This is a genomic window from Rhodococcus sp. MurmanLake-1, assembly GCF_056945715.1.
The window spans coordinates 192,054-215,256 of record NZ_JBWZNF010000009.1; the positions used below are offsets into that span (position 1 = coordinate 192,054).

Consider the following 23,203-nt stretch of genomic DNA (forward strand, 5'->3'; position numbering starts at 1 on the left):
GATAGGCGCGAGTGGAGTTGATGGTATGCCCGGGTCGCACAGGCTCTACCCTGGTTATCGGTATTTCCGTCAGCCAAGTAGATAGCGACCACAGTGACCGAGTCTCCGCAGTCCCCCGATTCACCAGCCGACGCAACTCCGCAGCACCGCTACACCGCGGAGCTCGCCGGCCAGATCGAGCAGCACTGGCAGGACCGCTGGAGTGAGGAAGGCACGTTCAACGCGCCCAATCCGGTCGGTCCGCTCTCCTCGCCCGACGGTGTTCCCGCCGACAAGCTCTTCGTTCAGGACATGTTTCCGTACCCCTCGGGTTCGGGCCTGCACGTCGGTCACCCGCTCGGATACATCGCTACGGACGTCTTCGCGCGCTTCCATCGCATGCAGGGGCGCAATGTCCTGCACACCCTCGGCTACGACGCCTTCGGTCTCCCGGCCGAGCAGTACGCCGTGCAGACGGGTACCCACCCGCGGACGACCACCGAGTCCAACATCGCCAACATGAAGCGCCAGCTGCGACGCCTGGGTCTGGGGCACGACGAGCGTCGTAGCCTCGCGACGACGGACGTCGACTTCTACCACTGGACGCAGTGGATCTTCCTGCAGATCCACGGCGCCTGGTACGACAAGGCTGCAGGCAAGGCCCGTCGTATCTCCGAGCTGGAAGCCGAGTTCGATTCCGGTGAGCGTGCTCTGGAAGACGGACGCGAGTGGGCGTCGCTGACAGTCGCCGAGAAGGCAAAGGTCGTCGACTCGTACCGCCTTGTCTACCAGTCGGATTCGATGGTCAACTGGTGCCCCGGTTTGGGCACCGTGCTGGCCAACGAGGAAGTCACCGCCGACGGTCGTAGTGACCGCGGAAACTTCCCCGTGTTCCGTAAGCACCTCCAGCAGTGGATGATGCGCATCACCGCGTACTCCGATCGCCTGGTCGACGATCTCGAGTACCTGGACTGGCCGGACAAGGTCAAGGCCATGCAGCGCAACTGGATCGGACGCTCCTACGGCGCCGAAGTTACCTTTGCCGCAGGCGAGTACGGCGTCGATGTGTTCACGACGCGCCCTGACACGCTGTTCGGCGCCACCTATGTGACGCTGGCTCCTGAGCACGACTTGGTGGACAAGCTCGTCGCGGACGAGTGGCCCGAAGGTGTCGACGCACGCTGGACTGGCGGTGCCACGACTCCGGCGGAAGCTGTTGCTGCATACCGCAAGTCGATTGCCGCCAAGACCGACCTGGAGCGTCAGGAAAACAAGGAGAAGACGGGCGTCTTCCTCGGTTCCTACGCCGTCAATCCGGTCAACGGCCACAAGGTCCCGATCTTCATCGCCGATTACGTTCTGACGGGCTACGGCACCGGCGCGATCATGGCAGTTCCGGGACACGATCACCGTGACTGGGAGTTCGCGAACGCGTTCGGACTGGAAGTTCTCGAAGTTATTGCCGGTGGCGATGTTTCGGAGGCTGCGTACTCCGGTGACGGCCCGCTGGTGAACTCCGACTACCTCGACGGTTTGGACGTGGCCGAGGCCAAGGCGACCGTCATCAGCCGCCTCGAGGAGAGCGGGCAGGGCAAGGGCACCATCCAGTACAAGCTGCGCGACTGGCTCTTCGCGCGTCAGCGTTACTGGGGCGAGCCTTTCCCGATCGTCTACGACGCGGACGGCAACGCACACGCCCTGCCGGATTCGGCTCTGCCCGTTGTGCTTCCGGAGGTCGAGGACTACGCACCGGTGTCCTTCGATCCGGACGACGCCAACTCCGAGCCCTCTCCCCCGCTGAACAAGGCGACCGACTGGGTCAACGTCGAGCTCGATCTCGGCGACGGTCTGCAGACCTACCACCGCGACACCAACGTCATGCCGCAGTGGGCAGGTAGCTCGTGGTACCAGCTGCGCTACATCGATCCCACCAACCAGGACGCCTTCTGTGATCCGCAGAACGAGGCGTACTGGACGGGTCCGCGTCCGGAACTGCACGGCCCCAACGATCCCGGTGGAGTCGACCTGTACGTCGGCGGCGTCGAGCATGCGGTGCTGCACCTGCTGTACTCGCGCTTCTGGCACAAGGTTCTGTTCGACCTGGGCTACGTGTCCTCGAGCGAGCCGTACCGTCGCCTCTACAACCAGGGCTACATCCAGGCATTCGCGTACACCGATGCCCGCGGCGTCTACGTGCCGGCAGAAGAGGTCGTCGAGCGTGACGGCAAGTTCTTCTGCGAGGGCGCCGAGGTCAACCGCGAGTACGGCAAGATGGGCAAGAGCCTGAAGAATGCCGTTGCGCCGGACGAGATCTGCGCCGAGTTCGGTGCAGACACCTTGCGTGTGTACGAGATGTCGATGGGTCCGCTGGACACCTCGCGTCCGTGGGCGACCAAGGACGTCGTCGGTGCTGCTCGATTCCTGCAGCGAGTGTGGCGCGTCGTCATCGACGAGGAGACCGGCAAGCCCCGTGTCACCGACGAAGCTCCTGGTGAGGAAACGCTGCGTGCGCTCAACAAGGCGATTTCCGGTGTCATCGAGGATTACACCGCGCTGCGCGACAACACGGCCGCTGCGAAGCTGATCGAGTACAACAACCACCTCACCAAGGCGTTCCCGGGTGGCGCGCCCCGTGCTGCCGTCGAGCCGTTGGTGTTAATGCTCGCTCCCCTGGCGCCGCACCTCGCGGAAGAGCTGTGGTCGCGTCTTGGACACACGGAATCTCTTGCACACGGCCCCTTCCCCGCTGTCGAGGAGAAGTGGCTTGTCGAGGACACCGTCGAGTACCCGATCCAGGTCAACGGCAAGGTTCGTAGCCGCATCAGCGTGCCGGCGGATGCCGATCGCAAGGCTGTCGAGGAGATCGCCCTTGCCGACGAGAAGATCGTCGCTCTGCTCGAGGGCAAAGCACCGCGCAAGGTGATCGTTGTGCCGGGCAAGATGGTGAACATAGTTCTGTAGGCGCTTCGCGCACGTGCGCCGTTTTGGTAGTTACCGCTACCGAAACGGCGCACAGTCGTATCTGGGGCTGTATCCGGGGTGCCAATCAGTCGTTGTCCTGATTGTCCCGCTCCGCGGAACATTCTGTAGCGCGCGTTCGACGCGAGGGCTGTGATGCAGGTAACACGTTGCCGAGAACGGTAGCTGTCGTTCCACTGCACTTCCCCGCAAGGCCCCGGCCGACGGTATTCGGCAGGGGGTCAATCGAATTCGCAGGTGTCCCGAAAGGATTCTTCAGCCATGGCGTCTCATGTCCACAGCGACGGTTCGTCTCCCAGTCTGCCCGAATCGACATCGATACCGGAGCGGTGGACTCCGCGACTGGTGTTCTCGCTGGCGTCGATCGTTCTTCTTCTCGAAATGCTCGCGGTGAGCTACATGATGATTTCCACGGCGCTGCCAGCCATCTCGGTGCATTATCAAACGACGCAGGGCGCTTGGCTGCTCACGTCGTTCCTGCTGCTCGGGGCGGTCGCGTCTCCGCTGCTCGGCAAGCTCGCGGATATGTACGGGAAACGAAAAGTCCTGCTCTTTGCGGTCGCCGGCGCAGCGGTCGGATCCTTCATCTCGGCGATTGCGCCGAGCTATGCCGTCTTGATTCTGGGCCGGTCCCTGACTGGTCTGCTCGTTCCCTGCCTCTTCCTGAGCTACTCCCTCATTCGAGATGTCTTTCCGCCGAAAACCGTTGCGCTGGCTGTCAGTATTGCAACCTCCGGCATGGGCCTGATCGCTATTCCGGCGCCGTTCCTCACCGGTTGGTTGATCGACAACCACGGGTTCCGGAGCATCTTCTGGTTCTTCGTCATCGGTTTGGTTCTGCTCGGCGGCATGATCTTCGCTTCGACGGCGGAATCAGCTGTGCGACTGCGTTCTTCGCTGGATCTGATCGGTGCAGTACTGCTCGGATCGGGCATCGCCGGAATTCTGATCGGCGTCAGCTTCGGACCGACCTGGGGCTGGAAGAACGGCTCGACACTGGCCTATCTGATCGGCGGCATCGCACTGCTGGTGGCTTGGGTTGCCTCTGCCCGAGCCATCCGTGAGCCTTTGATCGACCTGCGCTACTTCGGCAAGCGTTCGGTGATGCTCACCGCCGTCGGTGCCGGGTTCTGCTACGGCGCGTCGGGAGTCTTCACGATTTTGCTGCCGATGATGGTGATGACGCCGGCAGTTCTCGGCCTGGGATACGGATTCGGCGTCACGGCAGAAGGATTCGCGATCTTCCAGGCGCCCCTTGGCGGCATGGTGGTGGTCGGCGGCTTGATCGTGGGCTTCCTGGTCGGCCGCAACATTCGACCCCGCCTGCTGATGATCATCGGAATGATCCTCATGGCAGTCGGATTCACCTTGACGGCCACCATTCACGACAACAAGCCGCTGCTCATCATCTTTGCCGGAATCTTCGGTGTCGGTATGGGTATGGGTTACGCCTCCATTCCGAACCTGCTCATCGAGGCAGTGCCGCCACAGTTGCAGGCAACCACGGCGAGCATGGTCGCGGTCTTCCAGAGCATCTTCCCCGCTGTGCTTCCCGTCATCGCCTTCACGGTCTTGAACTCGCACATCGCGATGGCGATGGAGGGCGCTGTGTTCTACACCGATGAGGGCATGCGCATTGCGTTCCTGATCGGTGCTGCTGCAGCAGTTCTCGGTGCGATCGCAGCCGTGTTCCTGCCGCGAAACATCGTCCAGATCGGCGCAGAAGACGGCGCGGCGCAGGAGACGTCCCTCCTACCTGCTCACTGAGGCCTTCGGTTCCTGTGCGCCGTTTCGGTATTCCCACTACCAATCGGCGCACAGGGAGGATCCTTGCTATGTTGGGTCTCGCACGGGGGTGCTCGACAGCATAAGTGGGGGGTTCGTGGTGTTGCAGGTCGATATCGATGCGCTTCGTTCATTTGCAAAGGCTCTCCATTCTATTGCCTCGCAGATAGATCAGATCGGCATAGCGTCGTCCGTCCGCATGCCGGTCTCGGGTACCGAGGTCGCGTCGGCCGATGTCAGCGGAAAGATACTCGACGCCTACGCGTTGTTGGGTGCCCAGATTGGCGAAATGGGTGGAAACGCAGATTCGAGTGCATCTGGCTACGAAGCAGTCGAAACGGCATTCCGAGACCAATTGAAGAAGTACGACAGCGGTGTGCAGTGATCACGATTTCGCAGGTATCGAGTTGGCAACCCGAAACCATGATCGAGTACGGAAATTCTGTAATCGTTGCCAATGACACGTTCGCTCAACACATTGCGGACTTTGGGCGTCGGGGAGACGATCTGACGACCCATTGGCGAGGCGACGGTGGTTCGGCGGCATCCATCCGGGCAATCACAGACCGACTTTCCGCCAGCCATGTCGAATCGGCGGTGACTGCGATCGCCGAAGTGTATTCAAGTTTCGGAAAGCAACTGTCGCAGACGAAGGAAGCGCTTGCCTCGGTCGTAGACGACGCGGTCGCCGGAGCTGCGATGAGTGTCACCGACGACGGATACGTACATGCCCCTGAGGTTTCGGGTGGAAACACGGTCGCTGTGGCGATCCTTCAAGGCACGCTCAACGGAAAAGCTGCCTGGTTTCAGCAGCGAATCCAGGAGCTTCTGATTCGAGCGTCGGACGACGACGGTCGAGCAGCCTCGGCAATTCGGGAGGCCGTTGCCGAGCTGGATCTACTTCGACGAGATCCCAACGGCGGCAGGCTGAGTCAGCAGGTCAGTGACATCGTCCGCGGTGTGACCCAGTTGTCCGGTGAACCGGGGGTAGTGCATGAACTGTGGGAGAACCTCTCGCCTGCCGAGAAGGACGCGCTCTTCGACTGGGATCATTCAATCGGTAATCGTGACGGCATACCGCAGATCGATCGAGATCACTACAACCGAGCGCATCTCCAGGAGCTGCGTGACGCAGCCCGACAACGGCTCGATCTGTTGATGTCTGCGCATGGCGCCGTCAGCGACGAAAAATCCTGGTCGAAGCAGATCGATACGATTCGTGCCGAGATCGCAGGTTATGACAATGTCAACGCGCAATTGTCCGCAGGTTCCGAGCAGCCACGATTACTCTCCCTGATCGACGGCAACGGGCATGCAGTGATTGCGCTCGAGAATCCAGACGTGGCCGATACGGTATCCACGTTCGTACCGGGTACCGGTGCAAATCTCGGGGACGTCGCGACGGGAGTCTCGCGTGCCGAAGCAATGCGGGATGCTGCGGTCGCGGCCGATCCGTACAAGGTTCATTCAGTTGTTGCGTGGTACGGGTACGACGCCCCGCAGAGTGTTACCTCCGATGCGACCAAGTCTGTTTTCGCGGAGGACGCTGCGCCCAAGTTGGATCGTTTCCAGGAGGGGCTGCGGACGACTCACGAGGGTCAGCCGTCGTTGAACACCATGATCGGCCATAGTTACGGAACTACAGTCATCGGTCATGCCGCAAGCGGTGAACACACACTCGACGCCGATCGAGTGGTGTTGGTTGGTAGTCCGGGAATTGGTGTGGACAAGGCGTCGGAGCTGAATCTGACCGGTGTTTCTCCGCAAGAGGCTTCCGATCACGTGTACTCGACTACTGCCAAGAATGATCCGATTCGCCTTACTCCCAACTTTATTCACGGTCCACAACCGGTATCGCATTACGGGTGGGGGCATTCTTTTGATTCCGACGGGGTGTCAGGGCCGTGGTATACGTTGGGGTGGAACGTAGATTCGCACGGTGGGTACTGGGACCCTGGGAATGCCGGGCTGAAAACGATGGGGCAGATCATTGCCGGTGTTGAGGTGGGCGATGAGTGATCGTGTGAAAATGCTTGCAGTCTGCCTCGGAACGTTGATTGCATTGGCCGGCTGCGCGAAGGAACTTGACATCGACGGGAGAGCCGATATGGCCAGCGTATCAGTGAATAGTAGTTTGACCGAACATCTTGCGCGCCAAGCTATTATCGGATATTTGAGCGACACTTTGACTCGGACTCCGAAAAATGTGGCGTTGTCTCGTCAGCATCCACAAGCATCCAGCGGGCTATTCGGCAATGGAACTGTTCTACCTTGCATCGACGACGACACGATCGAGAACAGGCCACTGAACGTCATCGTCAAGTACTGGATTGTCGGTATTCCGGGGGGCAAGTCGACCGAATACTTCGACATCTTTGTCCGTGCCTGGCAGGACCTCGGATTTAAGACGTTGGTAGCCGAAGGAGGGCTCCGATCCGTGAGCGCTCGCTCATCCGACGACTATGCATTCGACCTCTCTGAAAATACCAAGGGAGATTTGATCATCAGTGTCTCGTCTCCGTGTTTCCCGGCGGGTACCGTCGGTGGCGATCCCTTCCCTCTCGATATTGCCAATCCGAATAGGTGAAAGGTAAACCCTTTGACAGCAAATAGTTTCGACGATATCGGCGTGAAGGTTCGGCGAGCGCAGGAGGCTCTCGACCGGGTGGTCGGGCGGGCGTCGGATCGGGCAGTCGAAGTCGAGGTCGATGCCAAAGGCCACCTTGGCCGGCTGAGATTGACAGACGCGGCGTTGGCGGCGGGCCCCGACCTCCTTGCCGACCGGATTGTCCAGATGTACACAGCGGCTGTTCGGGATGCTCGTCCGCAAGTCGATGCCGCATTGGCGGAAGTCACTTCTGACCCTCAGATGTCTGCGATCACGAGTTTCGTCGATCAGGTCACGCCTGCCGGTGAGGCGCCGACACCGGTAGCGCCTACCTCTGAGCACGATCCGCCGGCGTGGGGCGATTCGCCGCTTCTCAGGCCTGCTATGACTAGTCGCCCTCGTGCGCAGTTTTGGTAGTTCCCACTACCAAAACGGCGCACAGGGCGGAGCGCTAGGTTATCCTCAGAATTAGAACCTGTTCTAACTACGAGGGGTAGACCATGGCACCGTCCGCAGAGGTAATCCGCAAGACCGTCGACGCCTACATCGAGACAGTTGCCACGGGCACTGCCGCCCAGGTTGTGGCCCTGTATGCCGAGGGTGCAACCGTTGAAGACCCGGTTGGTACCGACGTGCGCACCACCCGCGAGTCCATTCTCGAGTTCTACTCCGTGATCGAGAATTTCGACCAGGAAGCTCACCTTCAGACCCTCCGCATCGCCGGAAACGAAGCGGCATTCCACTTCTCGCTGATCACCAAGCTCGGCGAGCAGACCCTGACCATCGCACCCATCGACGTCATGACCTTCGACGACGAGGGAAAGATCCTGTCGATGCGTGCATTCTGGAACCAGGAAGACATGATCACCGCCTGACATGACGGTCAAGACGATCGATGTCGACGGATTCCGTTGGCAGATTGACGATTCCGGTTCTGGGACAGCTGTGGTTATGTGTCACGGCTTTCCCGGCCTCGGGTACAGCTATCGGCATCAGTCGGCAGCGTTGACGGAAGCGGGTTTTCGGGCGATCGCACTCGACATGCCCGGTTACGGCGGCACTACCCGCCCCGAAGCGGTCGAGGACTACACCAACGATGCCGTCGCGAACCGGCTGATCGATCTACTCGACGCTCTCGGAATCGACAAAGCGGTGTTCGTCGGCCACGATTTCGGCGCGCCCGTCGCGTGGACCACCGCTCTGCGCCATCCCGATCGTGTTGCGGGGCTTGTCTCGTTGGCGGTCCCCTATGCGCCCGACAGGTTCCCCGCAAAACCCTCGACCATCTACGCCGCGATGGCGCGCAAGCATTTTCTGCACATTCACTATTTCCAGGAACCGGGTGTCGCGGAGCGCGAACTCGACGCCCGTCCACGTGAGTTTCTTCAGCGGCTTTTCCATGCCCTCTCCGGGGCTTACCGGTACCTCGACGTCTGGAAGAACCCGGCCGAAGGAAACGGCTACCTCGACGTACTGCCTGAGGCGCCTGCATTGCCGTGGTCGTGGCTCACCGAGGACGATCTGGATGTTTATGTAAAGGCCTTTACTGCAACGGGTTTCACCGGCGGCTTGAACTGGTACCGAGCGTACGACGCCAATTGGGAACGCAGTGCGGATTTGGACGGCGCGCACATCGACGTCCCGACGCTCTTCGTCGCGGGAGCCGAAGATCCGGTCATAGCGATGAGCGGCCCCAAGGCATTGGACCGCATGAAGGACGCCGTCCCCGACCTGCGGGGTGTGCACCTTCTCGGCGGCGCGGGGCACTTCGTACAGCAGGAACGTGCTTCCGAGGTCAATGAACTTTTGATCTCTTTCCTTCGGTCGCTCTAGGCGAAATCGGGCCGAAGGTCTAGCGTTGCGCAGATGCGCACCAGGATCTTCGATCGCGGTATTCGGGTAGGTATCACCGGTGCTCTTGTTGCCGGTTCGCTTCTGGCTCTGGGTGTGTCCGGTGCCGCGGCCGCGCCGCCCTGCCCTGGATCGTCCCCCGCAATCCTCAGCGCCCAGATTCCGGGCGCAGCCCTCGAGGGTGTCACCGTGGACGGGCAGGGTCGCCTGTACACGACAGACCTGGTGAGTGGTCGAATCTTCCGCGTCGACGCGCCTGGTCAGGCCGCAGTTCCGATCGCGACGGTTCCCGGCGGTGCGGGCGCACTCGCGTGGAGCCCGGACGGTTCACTGCTGGTGGGAACCGGAGCAAACGCCGGCGTGCTGATCGGCGATCTGACGCGTGCTGCGTCGGTCGCGCGGGTGGACGTGAACTCGGGTGCCGTGACGCCGATCGCCGGTGGTCTGAGCGCTGCAAACGGCCTCGCCGTCGCGCACGACGGAACGATCTATGCCACCAACGATTTCGGTTCGTTGATCGGTAAGGTCAGTCCAGGCGGTGCCGTCGACCCGGCGTGGGCGACTTTCCCGAGTGCAAACGGCGCAGCCCTGAGCGCCGATAATCGCTGGCTCTACGTCTCGCGCACGTTCGCAAACCCGGGTGTCAGCCGCATCTCCGTCGACAATCCAGGGTATTCGGAATCGTTGGTCGATCTCGGCGGTCTCGAAACCTTCTCTGCTCCAGATGGTTTGACCCTGGACTCGCGAGATCGCGCAATCGTTCCCACGGACATCAGTGGTGAGGTGTGGCGGATCGACGGACCCGGCCAGTACTGCTCGCTCACCAGCGGACTGCAGGCGTCGAGTGTGTTGACCTATGGGCGCGGCAATTCCGGATTCGCGAGCGGGCATCTCTACCGCGCTGGGTTCGACGGAAAGATCTTCGAGATTCCGGCTGGCTTCGATGCGGGTGCCCAGGCCGCGACACCGTAACGCGACACCTTCACTCGTCTTATCCACTACTGATGCCGGGACTGCCGGAATCGTCCATACTGGTCTGCATGGCGGAAACGAGTGAGATCGACGAGGCCGAAGTGGCCCTTCCCGCGATACCGCAGCCGTTGCTGACCCCGCTCACGGAAGCTGCGATCTTCCTGGTTTTCACCATCGACGAGGGTGGTGAGCAGGCAGTTCACGACGTTCTGGCGGATATTTCCGGGCTGCAACGCTCGATCGGATTCCGGGTTCCCGCCGGTGGCTTGGCCGCCGTCGTCGGCATCGGTTCGGATGCGTGGGACCGTCTGTTCGAGGGTCCACGGCCGGCAGAATTGCATCCTTTTGTCGAGTTGACCGGTGACAAACACCACGCTCCCCGCACACCGGGCGATCTGTTGTTCCACATCCGGGCCCGTCAAATGGACCTGTGCTTCGAGTTCGCCACGGTCGTGACCAACAGGTTGGCCGGCGCCGCGTCGGTGATCGACGAGGTCCACGGGTTCAAGTACTTCGAACAACGCGACCTCATGGGTTTTGTCGACGGCACCGAGAACCCGTCCGGGCAGGCCGCCTACGTCGCGGTCACCGTCGGTGACGAGGATCCGGACTTCGCAGGCAGCAGTTACGTCATCGTCCAGAAGTACCTCCACGACATGTCGAAGTGGAACTCACTGCCCGTCGAGGAGCAGGAGAACGTCATCGGACGCTCCAAGCTCGAAGACCTCGAGATGGACGACGACACGAAACCGGCCAACTCGCACACCGCACTCACCGTCATCGAAGACGAATCCGGTGATCAGATCCAGATTCTGCGCGACAACATGCCGTTCGGACACGTCGGCTCCGCTGAAATGGGAACCTACTTCATCGGTTACTCGGCGTCGCCGACGGTCACCGAGCAGATGCTGACCAACATGTTCATCGGGAATCCCGTCGGCAACTACGACCGCATTCTCGATTTCTCGACCGCCGTCACCGGAATCAATTTCTTCGTTCCGACGGCGGACTTTCTCGACGACCCCCCGGACGCGCCGACCAGGCTCGTTCCCGAAGCGACGTTCACAGCGCCCATCTCTGACGGTTCTCTCGGAATCGGCAGCCTCAAAAGGAGTGCCCAGCAATGACAAACCTGCACCGCGACCTAGCACCCATTTCGGCAGCAGCCTGGGCCGAGATCGAAGAAGAGGCGAGCCGTACCTTCAAGCGCCACGTCGCCGGTCGTCGTGTGGTGGACGTGGAGGGCCCGTCGGGTGACGATCTCGCGGCCATCCCGCTCGGACATCAGGTGCCGATCAATCCCTTGGCCGACGGCGTCATCGCACATGCTCGTCAGTCCCAGCCGATCATCGAACTGCGGGTCCCGTTCACCGTCAGCCGTCAGGCCATCGACGACGTCGAGCGCGGCGCCAAGGACTCCGACTGGCAGCCGGTCAAGGACGCCGCCAAGCAGATCGCGTTCGCCGAGGACCGCGCCATCTTCGAGGGATACCCCGCAGCCAGCATTACCGGCGTGCGGGCGAGCGGTTCCAACCCGGAATTGAAGCTGCCCATCGATGCCAAGGATTACCCGGAGGCCATCAGCCAGGCGATCACGTCGCTGCGACTGGCCGGTGTCAACGGACCGTACTCATTGCTCCTGAACGCCGACGCGTTCACCGCGATCAACGAGACCTCCGATCACGGCTACCCCATCCGCGAGCACCTGCGACGCGTTCTCGACGGCGAGATCATCTGGGCCCCGGCCATCGACGGCGCTTTCCTGCTGTCGACGCGTGGTGGTGACTACGAACTGCATCTGGGCCAGGACCTGTCCATCGGTTACCTCTCGCACGATGCGAACTCCGTCGAGCTGTACTTCCAGGAATCGATGACGTTCCTCATGTACACCAGCGAAGCCGTTGTCTCACTTGCGTAAGAGCCTTCGAAACCTCTGATGCCAGGGCGAGCGAGGCAGTTCGCCGATGTCCTGGAGGTGGGCGACAAAAGCCTGGGCGTCCGCGTGCGAAGACGTCTTCGGCCGTCCGTCGGCCCACGCTGTGAACAACCGAAGATAGCGATCGCCGAGAGTGTGGCGCACGACCGGAAGGTGGTGCGCCACTTCTCCTGCGCGCTTTCGGAGCAGTGCCGTCGAGACAACGGCAGCATCGTCTTTGTCGAAGCCTTCGGGTAGTTCGCCACCCGCCACCAGAGCGCGAATAAGCGCTTCTTGACGCTCACCGAGCGTGCTCATGTGCGTGACCAATCGGTGCCCGCGGTGATGCGATCCAGACCCGCTGCGTCGGCGATGGCATCGAGCTCGTCGAGCAATTCCAGTGCCGGCGGATAGTTTCCGTCACGCTCGAGCATTATCGCGGGATGGTGACCGGCGGCGGTGAACTGCGCAAGGAGTTCCAGCACGGCTTCGGGCACAGGATCGGTATGCGTGTCGTGGTATTTGCCGTCGCTGATGCTGCCACCGGCGATGTGGCAGTATGCGATTCGCTCGAGTGGTAGCCGGATCAGCTCGGCCCAGGGATCACGCCCTCGGTTGAGGGCATTGGCATAGACGTTCGCGATGTCGAGAACCAGCAGAGCCCCGGTGCGTTCGACGATCTCCGAGAGAAACTCCCCTTCGGTCAACTCGTCGTCGGGCCAGTCGAAAAGGGCGGCAACGTTTTCGACGGCAAACGGCACCGGTAGACCGTCCTGAGTGCGGGTGATGTTGCGTACCAAGACATCGATCGCTTCGTAGGTGCGTGGCAGTGGGAGCAGGTGCCCGGCCTCTATGCCGCCCGCCCGCACGAATGCAATGTGCTCACTCGCCAAGGGGGCGTCCAGTAGCTGGGCTGCATGCGCAAGGTGATCGATCCGTGCCTGATCTACCGCCTCGGCCCCGCCAAGGGAGAGCGAGATTCCGTGCGGGATCACCGGAACTCCCAGCGAACCGAGGTGCGGCGGTATCTCGGTTCCGATGGATTCGGCAATGACTTCGCAGAATGCCAGGCCGTCTAGCTGCGCGATGATTCCGGATACCTCGGGACGCCAACCGATTCCCAGGCCGTACAGAGTCATTCGAGTCACCTCCCATGTGCAACTGCTAACGGCGACTATAGACGGATCAGCCGGGCAACCAGTTGGGTCCCGGACCGTTGCCTTCTTCGAAGATCAGCCACGTTTTGGTCGAGAGAACCCCGTCGAGTCCCTGGAGTTCTTCGAGAACGGTGTGGCGTAGTTCCTGGTTGTCCGGGGCTCGAACCAGCACCAGAACGTCGAAGTCGCCGCCGAGGAGGGAGAAGTGCTCGACAAACGGCAGTGCCTTCAACGACGCAGCCAGACCTCGCCACGAGTGCTGCCTGATCGAGAGCGCCACGTACGCCGAGGAGCCGAGTCCGGCCTTCTCATGGGCGATCCGCGTCGTGAATCCGGTGATGATTCCGGCGTCCTCGAGCCTTTCGATGCGGACGTAGGCGTGAGCGCGAGATATGTGCGCCTTCTCGGCCAGTGCACGCATGGAGATGCGACTGTCTGCGACCAGTTCGGCGATGATGCGGCTGTCGATCGCATCGAGAGCGTGCGGTTCGGTGGCCATCTGTCCATTCCTGCTTCGGTAGTCGAGTCGGTTGATGGACATATTGCTGCCCGAATCCTCATGATAGGCCGTTTGTCTTGAATCTTCGACGCCTTCTGCCATTACGTCGCCGAAGTGCGAATACTGATGGACACAACGTCTTCTGGAGGTAGAAGTGACTCTTGTCGAGCCCTTGGGGGAACTGCGGTATCAAAAGTTCCTGCCGGCCGATTCCGCGGTGCAGTACCTCGACCCTGCTGGAGAACTGACGCGCAGCGAGGCCCGCTACGCAAAACCGAGCGACGATCGCCTGATCGAGATGTATCGAAAGATGTTCCTGGGCAGACGCTTCGACCAGCAGGCGACGGCGCTGACCAAACAGGGGCGCTTGGCCGTGTATCCGTCCTCGCGAGGGCAGGAGGCATGCCAGATCGCGGCAGCGATGAGTCTGGAGCCGAGTGACTGGCTCTTCCCCACCTATCGGGATTCGATGGCGTTGGCTGCTCGGGGTGTCGATCCGGTGCAGATTCTGAGCATGCTTGCCGGCGACTGGCACTGCGGGTACGACCCGGTAGCGCTGCGCAGTGCGCCGCAGTGCACTCCGCTGGCAACGCAATTGCTGCATGCAGCGGGGGTGGCCTACGGGGAGTCCCGACGGGGCCTGAACACCGTCGCGCTGGCGCTCTGCGGCGACGGGGCCACCAGTGAGGGTGATTTCCACGAAGCGCTGAACTTCGCCGCCGTCTTCAAGGCGCCGGTCGTCTTTCTGGTGCAGAACAACGGATTTGCGATCAGCGTCCCGTTGTCACGTCAAAGCGCAGCACCGACGTTGGCGCACAAGGGCGTCGGCTACGGGATCGGCAGCGAGCAGGTCGACGGCAACGATCCTGTTGCGATGATGGCCGTCATGGACGAGGCGGCGCGCTTCGTCCGCAGCGGAAACGGACCGGTGATCGTCGAGGCACACACCTATCGCATCGACGCACACACCAACGCCGACGACGCCACCCGCTACCGCGACAGCGCCGAGGTGGAAAGCTGGCTCGGGCGAGATCCGTTGCCGCGTCTCGAAAAGTATCTGCGCGCACACGATCTGATCGACGACGCGTTCGTGGAATCACTGACCGCAGAGGCAGAAACCGAGGCCGCCACACTGCGCGCCGGCATGAACGTCGACCGCCCGCACGATCCGCTCGATCTGTTCCGGTATGTCTTCGCCGAGCAGACACCGCAATTGCGTGAGCAACAAGCCCAACTCGAAACCGAACTTGCTGCCGAAGCCGCTGACACAGGGGGACACTGACCATGCCCATGCTCACGATGGCTCAGGCCCTCAACACCGCGCTACGTGACTCTCTGGCTGCGGACGACAACGTTGTCGTCTTCGGTGAGGACGTCGGCACCCTGGGCGGCGTTTTCCGCGTCACCGACGGCCTCACCCGCGACTTCGGCGACGACCGATGCTTCGACACTCCCCTCGCCGAGTCCGGCATCATCGGATTCGCAATCGGCATGGCCATGGCTGGTTTTCGTCCGGTCGTGGAAATGCAGTTCGACGCGTTTGCCTATCCGGCATTCGAGCAGATCGCCTCGCACGTCGCAAAGATCCGCAACCGCACCAAGGGTGCACTGTCGATTCCGATAGTCATCCGTGTTCCTTTTGCCGGCGGTATCGGCGGGGTGGAGCATCACTGTGATTCCAGCGAGGGCTACTACGCACACACGCCCGGCCTGAAGGTCGTGGCGCCGTCCACGGTGGAAGATGCTTACTCACTGCTACGTTCGGCGATCGAGGACCCCGACCCGGTGATCTTCCTCGAACCCAAGAAGCTGTACTTCTCGCGAGCCGATGTCGAACTGACCGCACGTGAGCCGATCGGGCGCGCCGTCGTCCGGCGCCCCGGTCGTGACGCGACGCTCATTGCCTACGGCCCGTCCGTGGAGGTTGCACTGAAGTCCGCCGAGGCCGCTGCGGCCGAGGGCCGCGACATCGAGGTGATCGACATCCGCTCGATAGTGCCGTTCGACGACGAGACGGTCACCGCGTCGGTGCGAAAGACCGGACGCTGCATCGTCATCCAGGAAGCGCAGGGCTTTGCCGGTGTTGGTGCGGAAATTGCTGCTCGCGTGCAGGAGCGATGCTTCCACCATCTCCACGCTCCGGTGCTCAGGGTCAGCGGATTCGACATCCCCTACCCCGCGCCGAAGCTCGAGCGTCGCCACCTGCCCAGCGTCGACCGTGTCCTGGACGCCGTCGACCGTCTGCAGTGGAACGACGCCCCGGACACCCGTTGGGCGGTGACGGCATGAGCAATCAGGTATTCATGCTCCCCGACCTGGGTGAAGGTCTGGCCGAGGCCGATATTGCGGAGTGGCACGTCAAGGTCGGCGACGTGGTCACCATCGATCAGATCGTCGTCGAGGTCGAGACCGCGAAAGCTGCTGTGGACGTGCCTATCCCGTTCGCCGGGACCGTCGTCGAATTACATGGCAAGGACGGCGACACCTTGAAGGTGGGCACGCCGTTGATCACTGTGAGTGGTGGCGAGAGTGTCGACGCGGTCGTTTCGGCCAACCACGAGCGTTACCGTGAAGAGGAACGCGCGGGTTCGGGCAATGTCCTGATCGGCTACGGCACCAGCGAGGATGCACCGAGACGCCGACGTCGGACTCCTTCGGCGGTACGCGTGATCTCACCAATCGTTCGTAAACTGGCCTTTGACAACGATATCGACCTCTCCTTGCTCTCCGGATCCGGTGCCGGCGGGGTGATAACGCGCGCTGACGTCGAGGCCGGGTCGAACACCGGCCCGGAGACGGAAACGTCGCACGTGAGCGACCAACGCATCCCGATCAAGGGGCTTCGCAAGGTGGTGGCCGACAAGCTGTCCACCAGCCGCCGTGAGATCCCTGACGCGACAACCTGGGTCGACGTCGACGCCACCGAACTGTTGGCGGCGCGAGCCGAGATCAACAAGTCACTGCCCGATTCCGACAAGATCAGCCTGATGGCGCTGCTGGCTCGACTGACCACCGCGGCGTTGGCGCAGTACCCCGAACTGAACTCGTCGGTCGATACTGCTCGAGGCGAGATCGTTCGACACGCCCGCATCCACCTGGGAATCGCCGCACAGACACCGAAGGGATTGATGGTGCCGGTCATTCGCAATGCCGATACCCTGAGCACTGTCGAACTCGCACAAGCACTTCGGGTGACCACCGACCTTGCGCGCGACGGCAAACTCGAACCCGCCCGCCTGACCGGCGGCACCTTCACGCTCAACAACTACGGGGTATTCGGGGTCGACGGATCGACTCCGATCATCAACCACCCCGAGGCGGCGATACTCGGCATCGGACGCATCATCGACAAGCCGTGGGTGGTGAACGGCGAGTTGACCGTCCGTAAGGTCACTCAGATCTCGTTGAGCTTCGACCACCGCGTCTGTGACGGAGGCGAAGCCGGTGGATTCCTGAGGCTGTTCGGTGACTACATCGAGAACCCGATCCGCGTCCTGGGAAGGCTCTGATGACCAAGCCTCCGATGACCAAGCCTCCGATGACCAAGGCTCCGATGACAACTGCAGAACAGCACATTGATGTCGTGATCCTCGGTGGAGGATCGGGCGGCTATGCCTGCGCCATCCGCGCCGCCCAACTCGGATTGTCGGTCACGCTGATCGAGGCGGACAAGGTCGGCGGAACGTGCCTGCACCGCGGATGCATCCCGACCAAGGCGCTGCTGCATTCCGCCGAGGTCGCCGACTCGGCACGCACCAGTGAGCAATTCGGAGTCCGAGCATCTTTTGACGGCATCGACATCGCGCAGGTGCACGACTACAAAAACGGGACAGTCGAGCGGCTGTACAGCGGTCTGCAAGGTTTGTTGGCGCAACACAAGATCACTATCGTCAACGGATACGGAACGTACGTCGGTGGGCGAAGCATCGACGTCGACGGAACCCGCTATACCGGAACATCACTCGTACTGGCCACCGGATCGTATCCGCGGGAACTGCCCGGCATCGAACTCGGCCGCCGGATCCTCACCAGTGACCAGGCGCTCGAACTCGACCGGGTGCCCACCAGCGCGACAGTGCTCGGTGGCGGTGTCATCGGCGTCGAGTTCGCGAGCCTCTGGCGCTCGTTCGGCGCCGAAGTCACGATCGTCGAGGCACTCCCGCGACTGATCGCCGCGGAGGACCCGTGGTCGTCGAAGCAGCTGGAGCGGGCTTACCGGAAACGCGGAATCGTCTGTAAGACAGACACAAAGATCGTTTCCGCGAAAGAAGCAGCCGATTCGGTCCGCGTCGAACTAGGCGACGGAACGATATCCGATACCGAACTACTGTTGGTCGCCGTCGGCCGCGGACCCCGCACGGGCGGTAACGGTTTCGAAGAAAACGGAATCAGCCTCGACAAGGGTTTTGTCGTTACCGACGAACGCCTCCGTACGTCCGTGGACGGTGTGTACGCGGTCGGCGACATCGTGCCCGGTCTTGCGTTGGCGCACCGAGGTTTCCAACAAGGGATCTTTGTGGCTGAACAGATCGCCGGGAAGGATCCGATACCGGTCGCCGAACACTTGATTCCTCGCGTGACGTACTCACATCCCGAAGTTGCATCAGTCGGACTCGGCGAAGAGGCGGCGCGCAAGCAGTACGGTGACGTCTCCACCGTCGTCTACGACCTGTCGGGTAACGGCAAGAGTCAGATCCTGCGAACCACCGGGGGAATCAAAGTGATTCGCAGCGGAACCAGAGGTCCCGTCGTCGGCGTCCACCTGGTAGGCGACCGGGTTGGTGAACTGATCGGTGAGGCGCAGTTGGCCGTCGCCTGGGAAGCACTTCCCGATGAAGTGGGGCGTTTCATCCACGCGCACCCCAGCCAGAACGAGGCGTTGGGCGAGGCCATGCTCGCACTCGCGGGAACACCACTGCACGCGCACCGCTGAACCATGACCAGAAGAGGATCTGCAATGAGCATCGACGACGAACTGCGCTGGGACGGTGAACTGACCGTCACCCGACATGATCGGGAGACCGACACGACCTTTGTGATCCGAATCGACTCCACCCGTCTGGGACCGGCGTCGGGTGGCACGCGGGCGGCGCATTACCCCTCGATCGGTCACGCGCTGGCGGACGCCGGGAAGCTGTCCGGCGCAATGACTTTGAAGATGGCTGTCTCCGACCTGCCGATGGGTGGCGGGAAGTCGGTGATAGCACTGCCCGCACCGCGCAATCGGATCGACTCGGCGACTTGGTCTCGTATCCTCGACATTCACGCGGAGAACATCGACAAGCTCGAGGGAAACTACTGGACCGGTCCTGACGTCAACACCAACTCTTCCGACATGGATCAGCTCAGTCGCACCACCAAGTACGTCTTCGGGCGTTCGGTCGACAATGGTGGCGCCGGTTCCAGCGCGCACGCCACGGCTCTGGGCGTGTTCGAAGCGATGAAGGCCACGGCGCGTCGTCGTGGACTCGGAACACTCGACGGCCGAAAGGTGCTGGTTCAGGGGCTCGGCGCCGTCGGCGGGGATGTTGTGCGTCTCGCGGCGCAGGCTGGGGCACGCCTGCTTGTTGCCGATACGGACCCGCAGCGCCTCGAGGCGGCTTCTCTTGCGGGGCACACGATCGTTCCTGCGGACGAGGTACTTCGAACGTCGTGTGACCTCTTTGCTCCCTGTGCGATGGGAGGCATCATCGATTCCGCTGCTGCTGCGTCGATTCCGACTCTGGCCGTGGCGGGCGCAGCAAACAACATCTTGACCGATGCCGCTGCGGGCGAGGTTCTGCGGAGCCGCGGGGTTCTCTGTGCCCCTGATTTCGTCGCGAACGCAGGCGGAGCCTTTCACCTGGTGGGGCGAGAAGTCCTGGGGTGGAACGAAGACGATGTCGTCGAACGAACCCGAGGGATCGGTCGAACTCTGGACGAGGTGTATTCGTTGAGCGAGGAACGTGGCATCACTACCGAGGCCGCAGCGCTTCTGCTCGCCCGGACGCGGCTATCCCCCGCATCCACCACCGCCGCCACATCCGCCACCCCCGCTGCAGCTGCCGCCTCCCCCGTCTGAACCGCCACCGTCCGAACCCCCGCTACTTCCGCTGCCGTCGGCACCGATTCCGGCGGCGGAGGCCAAGGCGGGATTGATCATCAGCATCGCCGAACCGGCGAAGAGAGCGGCGGACATCCCCGCCAAGCGTGGTCCGTAGGCAGAGAAGGCAGGCTTGTTGCGCGGGGACAGGTAGGCGTGTGCCGTGGTCAGTTCCGAACGTGCCGCACTGCCCGAGGTGGTGCGATCGAAGTTGAGCCCGAGCAGCGGGATGCTGAACCCGGTGACGAGTACGGCGAGAATCAGAAACTCGACGGGCTTGTCGTTGTGCAGTCCGAAAGCAACGCGGACGATACCCACGGCCACCAGGATCTTCAACGGAACTGTGGAGAGAAAGATTAAACGCCTGGTGCTGTCGGAGGTCAGGTATCCCCGGTCCGCCAAAGAGTTTCGTAGGCGAGCTGTTTCCACCGTCATGCGCTCGGCGAGTTGCCGCCGACGATGGGGTAGAGCCTGCTGGGCCAGGCGCTGGTACACGGTGAGGGTGTACCAGTCCAGGGTTTCGTCGCCAGGGCCCAACGGGCGCAGGACAGCGCCGTCGGTGGTGATCAGATCAGCGCTACGCAGGATTGCCAACGATGCTGCGATGGCGCGTGACTCGCCGGTGAGCATTCCGACTTCCGGAGGCGTCAGTTGCTCGGCGGAATACCCGTGCTCGGTTGAGTACCCGTGCCGGCGTGCCCGGATCATCAGACGCCACCCCAGAGTGAGAACCATGAGCGTGGCCGATACGGCTATGTAGCCGTAGAGGAAATCCTCGCTGGGGATCCCCCACGTGTCGGCTGCATGCGTGCTCATCCCCCACACCCCCCGCCGCCGCAACTGCTACCGCTGCCGCCACCGCCGTCCGAGCCGGACGATCCGGATGAGGAGCCACAACTGTAGTAGCTCGAACCCCCGCCACCCGGGCTGTACGCGGCGCCCGCAGCCACTGCTCCCGCCAGCGCGGGATCGATCAGAACCAGAGCTCCCGAACCGAAGAGCGCCGCCGAGAGCCCGGCGAGCGAGGGACCGTAGCTCGTGTACGCGGGCCGCAGTTTCGGTGAGAGGTACGAGTTTTCGTGCTTGAGGCGTCGAAGCTCGCTGTCGCCCAAAGCTGTCCGACGACGCTTGATGCGGAGAAGTGGAATCATCAGCGCGAGAACGATGATGGTGAGGAGCAGAAACCCGACCGGCTTACCGCCGGCGATGCCGGCGACGAGACGGACTACGCCGAGACCAATTACCGCCAGGATCGGAACGGTCCGAAAGGCAGCAGTCAGCCCGTCCTGCGGGCGTTGCAAGTATCCCTCGTCGATCAGCGTCGTACGTAGTTGTGCGAGTGCGACGTTCAGCCGTCCCATCAGACGCACCTGCCGCAGCGGGACCTTTCCGTTGCCGAGTCGCTTGTGCACGGTACGGGTGAACCAGTCGAGACGACTCTTGTCCTCCGCAGTGAGTGCCAGCTTGGTCTTTCCTTCGGTGCTGATCAGTTCGGCGCTGCGCAGAATAGCCATCGACGCCAGAACGGCCTGGTAGTCACTGGTCAAGGCGCCGATCTCGGGAGGAGTGAGCGGCCGACGGACCGAGTCGACGACCACGGGCGACCGGCGCGCAGCCATTCGGCTGTACAGCGAGAGTCCGATCGCGACGGCAGCCGCCACCAGGTACCACTGAAGGAAAGTCTGGCTGGGGATCCCCCACGTGTCGGCTGAGTAGTAGTTGTTCACCGCACTCACCCCCCACAGCTCACGGTGCTCGAGAAGGTCGAGCAACTGGACGGTGAAGACCCGCCGCCGCATCCGGGTGCCCAACCGCCGTCGCGACCCGGACCGAAGAGTGCCGCGGCAATACCCGCCGACGTCGCCCCGTAGGTAGCAAACGACGGTTGGAAATTCGGTGTGAGGTAGGAGTATTCGTCCTTCAAGCGACTCAATTCGACCTGGCCGAAACGAGTGCGTCGGCTCAGGCGGAGAAGGGTTACGACAATCAGGGCGAGGCAGACGACCACGAGCGGAAGGTATCCCACCGGGTTCTCGTTCACGACAGTGAATCCGGTCCTGATCGTGCCGACCACGGCGACGACAACGACCGGTACCACGGACAATCGCGTCAAAGTGTGTTCACGATTGCCGTTCAGGTAGCCGGCCTGCACCAGGTCGCTACGAAGCTCCAACAGCGGCAGCGGAAGTGTCGGCACGAGCCGGGAGGGCACGGCAGTTCCACCGGCGTCGTCGATCCGCTGGCGGACGATGCGGGTGAAGCGGTCATGCTGACCCTGGCCGGCAGAATGTGCAGCACTCTCGAGTTCTGCCACGGCAGCGCGTACCGCACGCTCGTCGCTGGTCAGTACTCCCATCTCCGGTGGTGTGAGTGTGCGCAATGCAGGTGTGGGCTTGCGCATGGCGACGCCTCTGATCACAAGTGCGATCACCATCGCTCCGGTGGCAGCGGCGACGTACCACCCGAGGAAAGCCTCGGTGGAAATTCCCCACGTATTCGTATGATCATGCATCGCACACCACCTCTCGATGAACTCCTGAGAACCAGTCCAGTCTCTTTGTCCGACAACTGATGTCAGTATCGGGCCAGTACCCGGAAAAGCGATATCCGGGTGGCCATCGTCATCATTCCGTTACCGGCGAACTGGGGATTTACCGGCCGGTAGGTCGAAGCACGATCTCCGTGGGGTGTGCGTCGGACGGTGTTTCGACGGCAGTGAGTACGGCACGCGCCACAGTGGAGGCCTTCAGGAAGCGCTCCGGGTCGTACTCGTCGCCCTCGCCGGCGACGATGTCGCGCTGCATATCGGTGTCGATCCGACCGGGGTGAATGGAGGTGACCCGCAAGGACGGCTCTTCCAGGCGCAGGGCGTCTCCGAACGCGCGCAGGGCGAACTTGCTGGCCGCGTACGGGCCCCAGCCGGCGTTGGCGCGCAGTCCGGCACCCGAATTGATCAGTACGACGTGGCCACCGGCTGCCCTGAGGGCAGGAAGGAGGACACGAGTGAGTTCGGCGACGGCGATGACGTTTGCCTCGAGGGTGTGTCGCCACTGATCGACCGAGGATTCCTCGATGGTTCCGATGTCGGCCACGCCGGCGTTGTGTACCAGCACGTCTAGCGTCGTGATGGACGAGGCAGCGACCGCGACGGCGGCGTAGTCCGTGAGGTCGAGGGGTAGAGGCGTCGATCCGGGTAGTTCCGCGCAGATCGGCTCGAGGGCCTGCGCGGATCGTGCACCGAGCAGCAGGTCGTGTGTCGGCGCCAGTTCGCGTGCGATGGCAGCTCCGAGGCCGCGACTGGAACCGGTGATCAAGGCAGTAGGACGCATGGTCCGAGCCTATCGAGTGTGAATTGTTCGGCTATACGAACTTGTGT

The 23,203-nt window shown here is 62.3% G+C and carries 23 protein-coding genes; 16 read left to right on the forward strand and 7 right to left on the reverse strand.

Annotated features, from left to right (window positions below; all coding sequences use genetic code 11):
• Nucleotides 1-93 precede the first annotated feature (93 nt).
• From leuS to AC2ETI_RS24085, 11 genes are all read left to right on the forward strand, one after another.
• The gene (gene leuS, locus AC2ETI_RS24035) at nt 94-2,940 is read left to right on the forward strand and encodes a leucine--tRNA ligase (protein ID WP_483634482.1); all 2,847 of its coding nucleotides are present in this window, start codon (nt 94-96) and stop codon (nt 2,938-2,940) included.
• A gap of 279 nt (nt 2,941-3,219) precedes the next feature.
• A complete protein-coding gene (locus AC2ETI_RS24040) occupies nt 3,220-4,725 on the forward strand; it encodes an MFS transporter (RefSeq protein ID WP_097386598.1) in 1,506 nt (501 codons plus the stop codon).
• A gap of 115 nt (nt 4,726-4,840) precedes the next feature.
• Nucleotides 4,841-5,128: a hypothetical protein gene (locus AC2ETI_RS24045; protein ID WP_042953483.1), complete on the forward strand. Its 288-nt coding sequence runs from the start codon at nt 4,841-4,843 to the stop codon at nt 5,126-5,128.
• Nucleotides 5,125-6,762, forward strand: a complete 1,638-nt coding sequence (locus AC2ETI_RS24050; protein ID WP_097386599.1) for an alpha/beta hydrolase — start codon at nt 5,125-5,127, stop codon at nt 6,760-6,762. The genes AC2ETI_RS24045 and AC2ETI_RS24050 overlap by 4 nt, the downstream gene beginning before the upstream one ends.
• The gene (locus AC2ETI_RS24055) at nt 6,755-7,330 is read left to right on the forward strand and encodes a hypothetical protein (protein ID WP_483634483.1); all 576 of its coding nucleotides are present in this window, start codon (nt 6,755-6,757) and stop codon (nt 7,328-7,330) included. The genes AC2ETI_RS24050 and AC2ETI_RS24055 overlap by 8 nt, the downstream gene beginning before the upstream one ends.
• Before the next feature lie 12 nt (nt 7,331-7,342).
• A complete protein-coding gene (locus AC2ETI_RS24060) occupies nt 7,343-7,768 on the forward strand; it encodes a YbaB/EbfC family nucleoid-associated protein (protein WP_097386601.1) in 426 nt (141 codons plus the stop codon).
• Nucleotides 7,769-7,851: 83 nt separating this feature from the next.
• Nucleotides 7,852-8,226, forward strand: a complete 375-nt coding sequence (locus tag AC2ETI_RS24065; RefSeq protein ID WP_021332592.1) for a nuclear transport factor 2 family protein — start codon at nt 7,852-7,854, stop codon at nt 8,224-8,226.
• Between the two features lies 1 nt (nt 8,227).
• A complete protein-coding gene (locus AC2ETI_RS24070; protein WP_483634484.1) occupies nt 8,228-9,184 on the forward strand; it encodes an alpha/beta fold hydrolase in 957 nt (318 codons plus the stop codon).
• A 33-nt stretch (nt 9,185-9,217) separates the two neighbouring features.
• Nucleotides 9,218-10,174: an SMP-30/gluconolactonase/LRE family protein gene (locus AC2ETI_RS24075; protein ID WP_020971457.1), complete on the forward strand. Its 957-nt coding sequence runs from the start codon at nt 9,218-9,220 to the stop codon at nt 10,172-10,174.
• A 68-nt stretch (nt 10,175-10,242) separates the two neighbouring features.
• Nucleotides 10,243-11,301: a Dyp-type peroxidase gene (locus tag AC2ETI_RS24080; RefSeq protein ID WP_097388099.1), complete on the forward strand. Its 1,059-nt coding sequence runs from the start codon at nt 10,243-10,245 to the stop codon at nt 11,299-11,301.
• Nucleotides 11,298-12,092, forward strand: a complete 795-nt coding sequence (locus AC2ETI_RS24085; protein WP_003942478.1) for a family 1 encapsulin nanocompartment shell protein — start codon at nt 11,298-11,300, stop codon at nt 12,090-12,092. Before AC2ETI_RS24080 ends, AC2ETI_RS24085 begins: the two co-directional genes overlap by 4 nt.
• Here AC2ETI_RS24085 and AC2ETI_RS24090 read toward each other — a convergent pair.
• From AC2ETI_RS24090 to AC2ETI_RS24100, 3 genes are read right to left on the reverse strand one after another with little or no spacing between them, the layout of a single operon-like run.
• On the reverse strand, nt 12,081-12,407 hold the full coding sequence (locus tag AC2ETI_RS24090) for an SCO6045 C-terminal-like domain-containing protein (protein WP_019746170.1): 327 nt from the start codon (nt 12,405-12,407) through the stop codon (nt 12,081-12,083). The two genes, AC2ETI_RS24085 and AC2ETI_RS24090, sit on opposite strands and share 12 nt — an antisense overlap.
• Nucleotides 12,404-13,228, reverse strand: a complete 825-nt coding sequence (locus tag AC2ETI_RS24095) for an MbnB/TglH/ChrH family RiPP precursor modification enzyme (protein WP_483634485.1) — start codon at nt 13,226-13,228, stop codon at nt 12,404-12,406. Before AC2ETI_RS24095 ends, AC2ETI_RS24090 begins: the two co-directional genes overlap by 4 nt.
• 46 nt (nt 13,229-13,274) lie before the next feature.
• Complete coding sequence (locus AC2ETI_RS24100) at nt 13,275-13,745, reverse strand: Lrp/AsnC family transcriptional regulator (protein ID WP_483634486.1); 471 nt, start codon at nt 13,743-13,745, stop codon at nt 13,275-13,277.
• A 154-nt stretch (nt 13,746-13,899) separates the two neighbouring features.
• Here AC2ETI_RS24100 and pdhA point away from each other — a divergent pair, with 154 nt between their 5' ends.
• The 5 genes from pdhA to AC2ETI_RS24125 are packed head-to-tail and all read left to right on the forward strand — an operon-like array spanning nt 13,900 to nt 19,806.
• The gene (gene pdhA, locus AC2ETI_RS24105; protein ID WP_097386605.1) at nt 13,900-15,027 is read left to right on the forward strand and encodes a pyruvate dehydrogenase (acetyl-transferring) E1 component subunit alpha; all 1,128 of its coding nucleotides are present in this window, start codon (nt 13,900-13,902) and stop codon (nt 15,025-15,027) included.
• A gap of 2 nt (nt 15,028-15,029) precedes the next feature.
• Nucleotides 15,030-16,034: an alpha-ketoacid dehydrogenase subunit beta gene (locus tag AC2ETI_RS24110; RefSeq protein WP_483634487.1), complete on the forward strand. Its 1,005-nt coding sequence runs from the start codon at nt 15,030-15,032 to the stop codon at nt 16,032-16,034.
• Nucleotides 16,031-17,254, forward strand: coding sequence for a dihydrolipoamide acetyltransferase family protein (locus AC2ETI_RS24115; RefSeq protein ID WP_153213427.1), 1,224 nt, complete (start codon nt 16,031-16,033; stop codon nt 17,252-17,254). The genes AC2ETI_RS24110 and AC2ETI_RS24115 overlap by 4 nt, the downstream gene beginning before the upstream one ends.
• A gap of 14 nt (nt 17,255-17,268) precedes the next feature.
• Nucleotides 17,269-18,678, forward strand: a complete 1,410-nt coding sequence (gene lpdA / locus AC2ETI_RS24120; RefSeq protein WP_195849627.1) for a dihydrolipoyl dehydrogenase — start codon at nt 17,269-17,271, stop codon at nt 18,676-18,678.
• Nucleotides 18,679-18,702: 24 nt separating this feature from the next.
• Nucleotides 18,703-19,806: a Glu/Leu/Phe/Val dehydrogenase family protein gene (locus AC2ETI_RS24125; protein ID WP_483634488.1), complete on the forward strand. Its 1,104-nt coding sequence runs from the start codon at nt 18,703-18,705 to the stop codon at nt 19,804-19,806.
• On the opposite strand, the gene AC2ETI_RS24130 is transcribed toward AC2ETI_RS24125, so the two are convergent.
• The 4 genes from AC2ETI_RS24130 to AC2ETI_RS24145 form a co-directional block, all read right to left on the reverse strand.
• The gene (locus AC2ETI_RS24130) at nt 19,738-20,643 is read right to left on the reverse strand and encodes a TIGR04222 domain-containing membrane protein (protein WP_070796668.1); all 906 of its coding nucleotides are present in this window, start codon (nt 20,641-20,643) and stop codon (nt 19,738-19,740) included. The two genes, AC2ETI_RS24125 and AC2ETI_RS24130, sit on opposite strands and share 69 nt — an antisense overlap.
• The gene (locus tag AC2ETI_RS24135) at nt 20,640-21,626 is read right to left on the reverse strand and encodes a TIGR04222 domain-containing membrane protein (RefSeq protein ID WP_483634489.1); all 987 of its coding nucleotides are present in this window, start codon (nt 21,624-21,626) and stop codon (nt 20,640-20,642) included. Before AC2ETI_RS24135 ends, AC2ETI_RS24130 begins: the two co-directional genes overlap by 4 nt.
• A complete protein-coding gene (locus tag AC2ETI_RS24140; RefSeq protein WP_151532122.1) occupies nt 21,560-22,339 on the reverse strand; it encodes a TIGR04222 domain-containing membrane protein in 780 nt (259 codons plus the stop codon). Before AC2ETI_RS24140 ends, AC2ETI_RS24135 begins: the two co-directional genes overlap by 67 nt.
• 139 nt (nt 22,340-22,478) lie before the next feature.
• On the reverse strand, nt 22,479-23,156 hold the full coding sequence (locus tag AC2ETI_RS24145; RefSeq protein ID WP_483634490.1) for an SDR family oxidoreductase: 678 nt from the start codon (nt 23,154-23,156) through the stop codon (nt 22,479-22,481).
• Between the last annotated feature and the right edge of the window lie 47 nt (nt 23,157-23,203).

Bases quoted from the DNA above. Each gene is read 5' to 3' on its own strand.
- AC2ETI_RS24040 (WP_097386598.1), top strand. From the start codon at position 3,220: ATGGCGTCTCATGTCCACAGCGACGGTTCGTCTCCCAGTCTGCCCGAA.
- AC2ETI_RS24055 (WP_483634483.1), top strand. From the start codon at position 6,755: ATGAGTGATCGTGTGAAAATGCTTGCAGTCTGCCTCGGAACGTTGATT.
- AC2ETI_RS24065 (WP_021332592.1), top strand. From the start codon at position 7,852: ATGGCACCGTCCGCAGAGGTAATCCGCAAGACCGTCGACGCCTACATC.
- AC2ETI_RS24070 (WP_483634484.1), top strand. From the start codon at position 8,228: ATGACGGTCAAGACGATCGATGTCGACGGATTCCGTTGGCAGATTGAC.
- AC2ETI_RS24075 (WP_020971457.1), top strand. From the start codon at position 9,218: ATGCGCACCAGGATCTTCGATCGCGGTATTCGGGTAGGTATCACCGGT.
- AC2ETI_RS24080 (WP_097388099.1), top strand. From the start codon at position 10,243: ATGGCGGAAACGAGTGAGATCGACGAGGCCGAAGTGGCCCTTCCCGCG.
- AC2ETI_RS24085 (WP_003942478.1), top strand. From the start codon at position 11,298: ATGACAAACCTGCACCGCGACCTAGCACCCATTTCGGCAGCAGCCTGG.
- AC2ETI_RS24090 (WP_019746170.1), bottom strand. From the start codon at position 12,407: ATGAGCACGCTCGGTGAGCGTCAAGAAGCGCTTATTCGCGCTCTGGTG.
- AC2ETI_RS24095 (WP_483634485.1), bottom strand. From the start codon at position 13,228: ATGACTCTGTACGGCCTGGGAATCGGTTGGCGTCCCGAGGTATCCGGA.
- AC2ETI_RS24100 (WP_483634486.1), bottom strand. From the start codon at position 13,745: ATGGCCACCGAACCGCACGCTCTCGATGCGATCGACAGCCGCATCATC.
- AC2ETI_RS24110 (WP_483634487.1), top strand. From the start codon at position 15,030: ATGCCCATGCTCACGATGGCTCAGGCCCTCAACACCGCGCTACGTGAC.
- AC2ETI_RS24115 (WP_153213427.1), top strand. From the start codon at position 16,031: ATGAGCAATCAGGTATTCATGCTCCCCGACCTGGGTGAAGGTCTGGCC.
- lpdA (WP_195849627.1), top strand. From the start codon at position 17,269: ATGACCAAGCCTCCGATGACCAAGGCTCCGATGACAACTGCAGAACAG.
- AC2ETI_RS24125 (WP_483634488.1), top strand. From the start codon at position 18,703: ATGAGCATCGACGACGAACTGCGCTGGGACGGTGAACTGACCGTCACC.
- AC2ETI_RS24130 (WP_070796668.1), bottom strand. From the start codon at position 20,643: ATGAGCACGCATGCAGCCGACACGTGGGGGATCCCCAGCGAGGATTTC.
- AC2ETI_RS24135 (WP_483634489.1), bottom strand. From the start codon at position 21,626: ATGCGGCGGCGGGTCTTCACCGTCCAGTTGCTCGACCTTCTCGAGCAC.
- AC2ETI_RS24140 (WP_151532122.1), bottom strand. From the start codon at position 22,339: ATGCATGATCATACGAATACGTGGGGAATTTCCACCGAGGCTTTCCTC.
- AC2ETI_RS24145 (WP_483634490.1), bottom strand. From the start codon at position 23,156: ATGCGTCCTACTGCCTTGATCACCGGTTCCAGTCGCGGCCTCGGAGCT.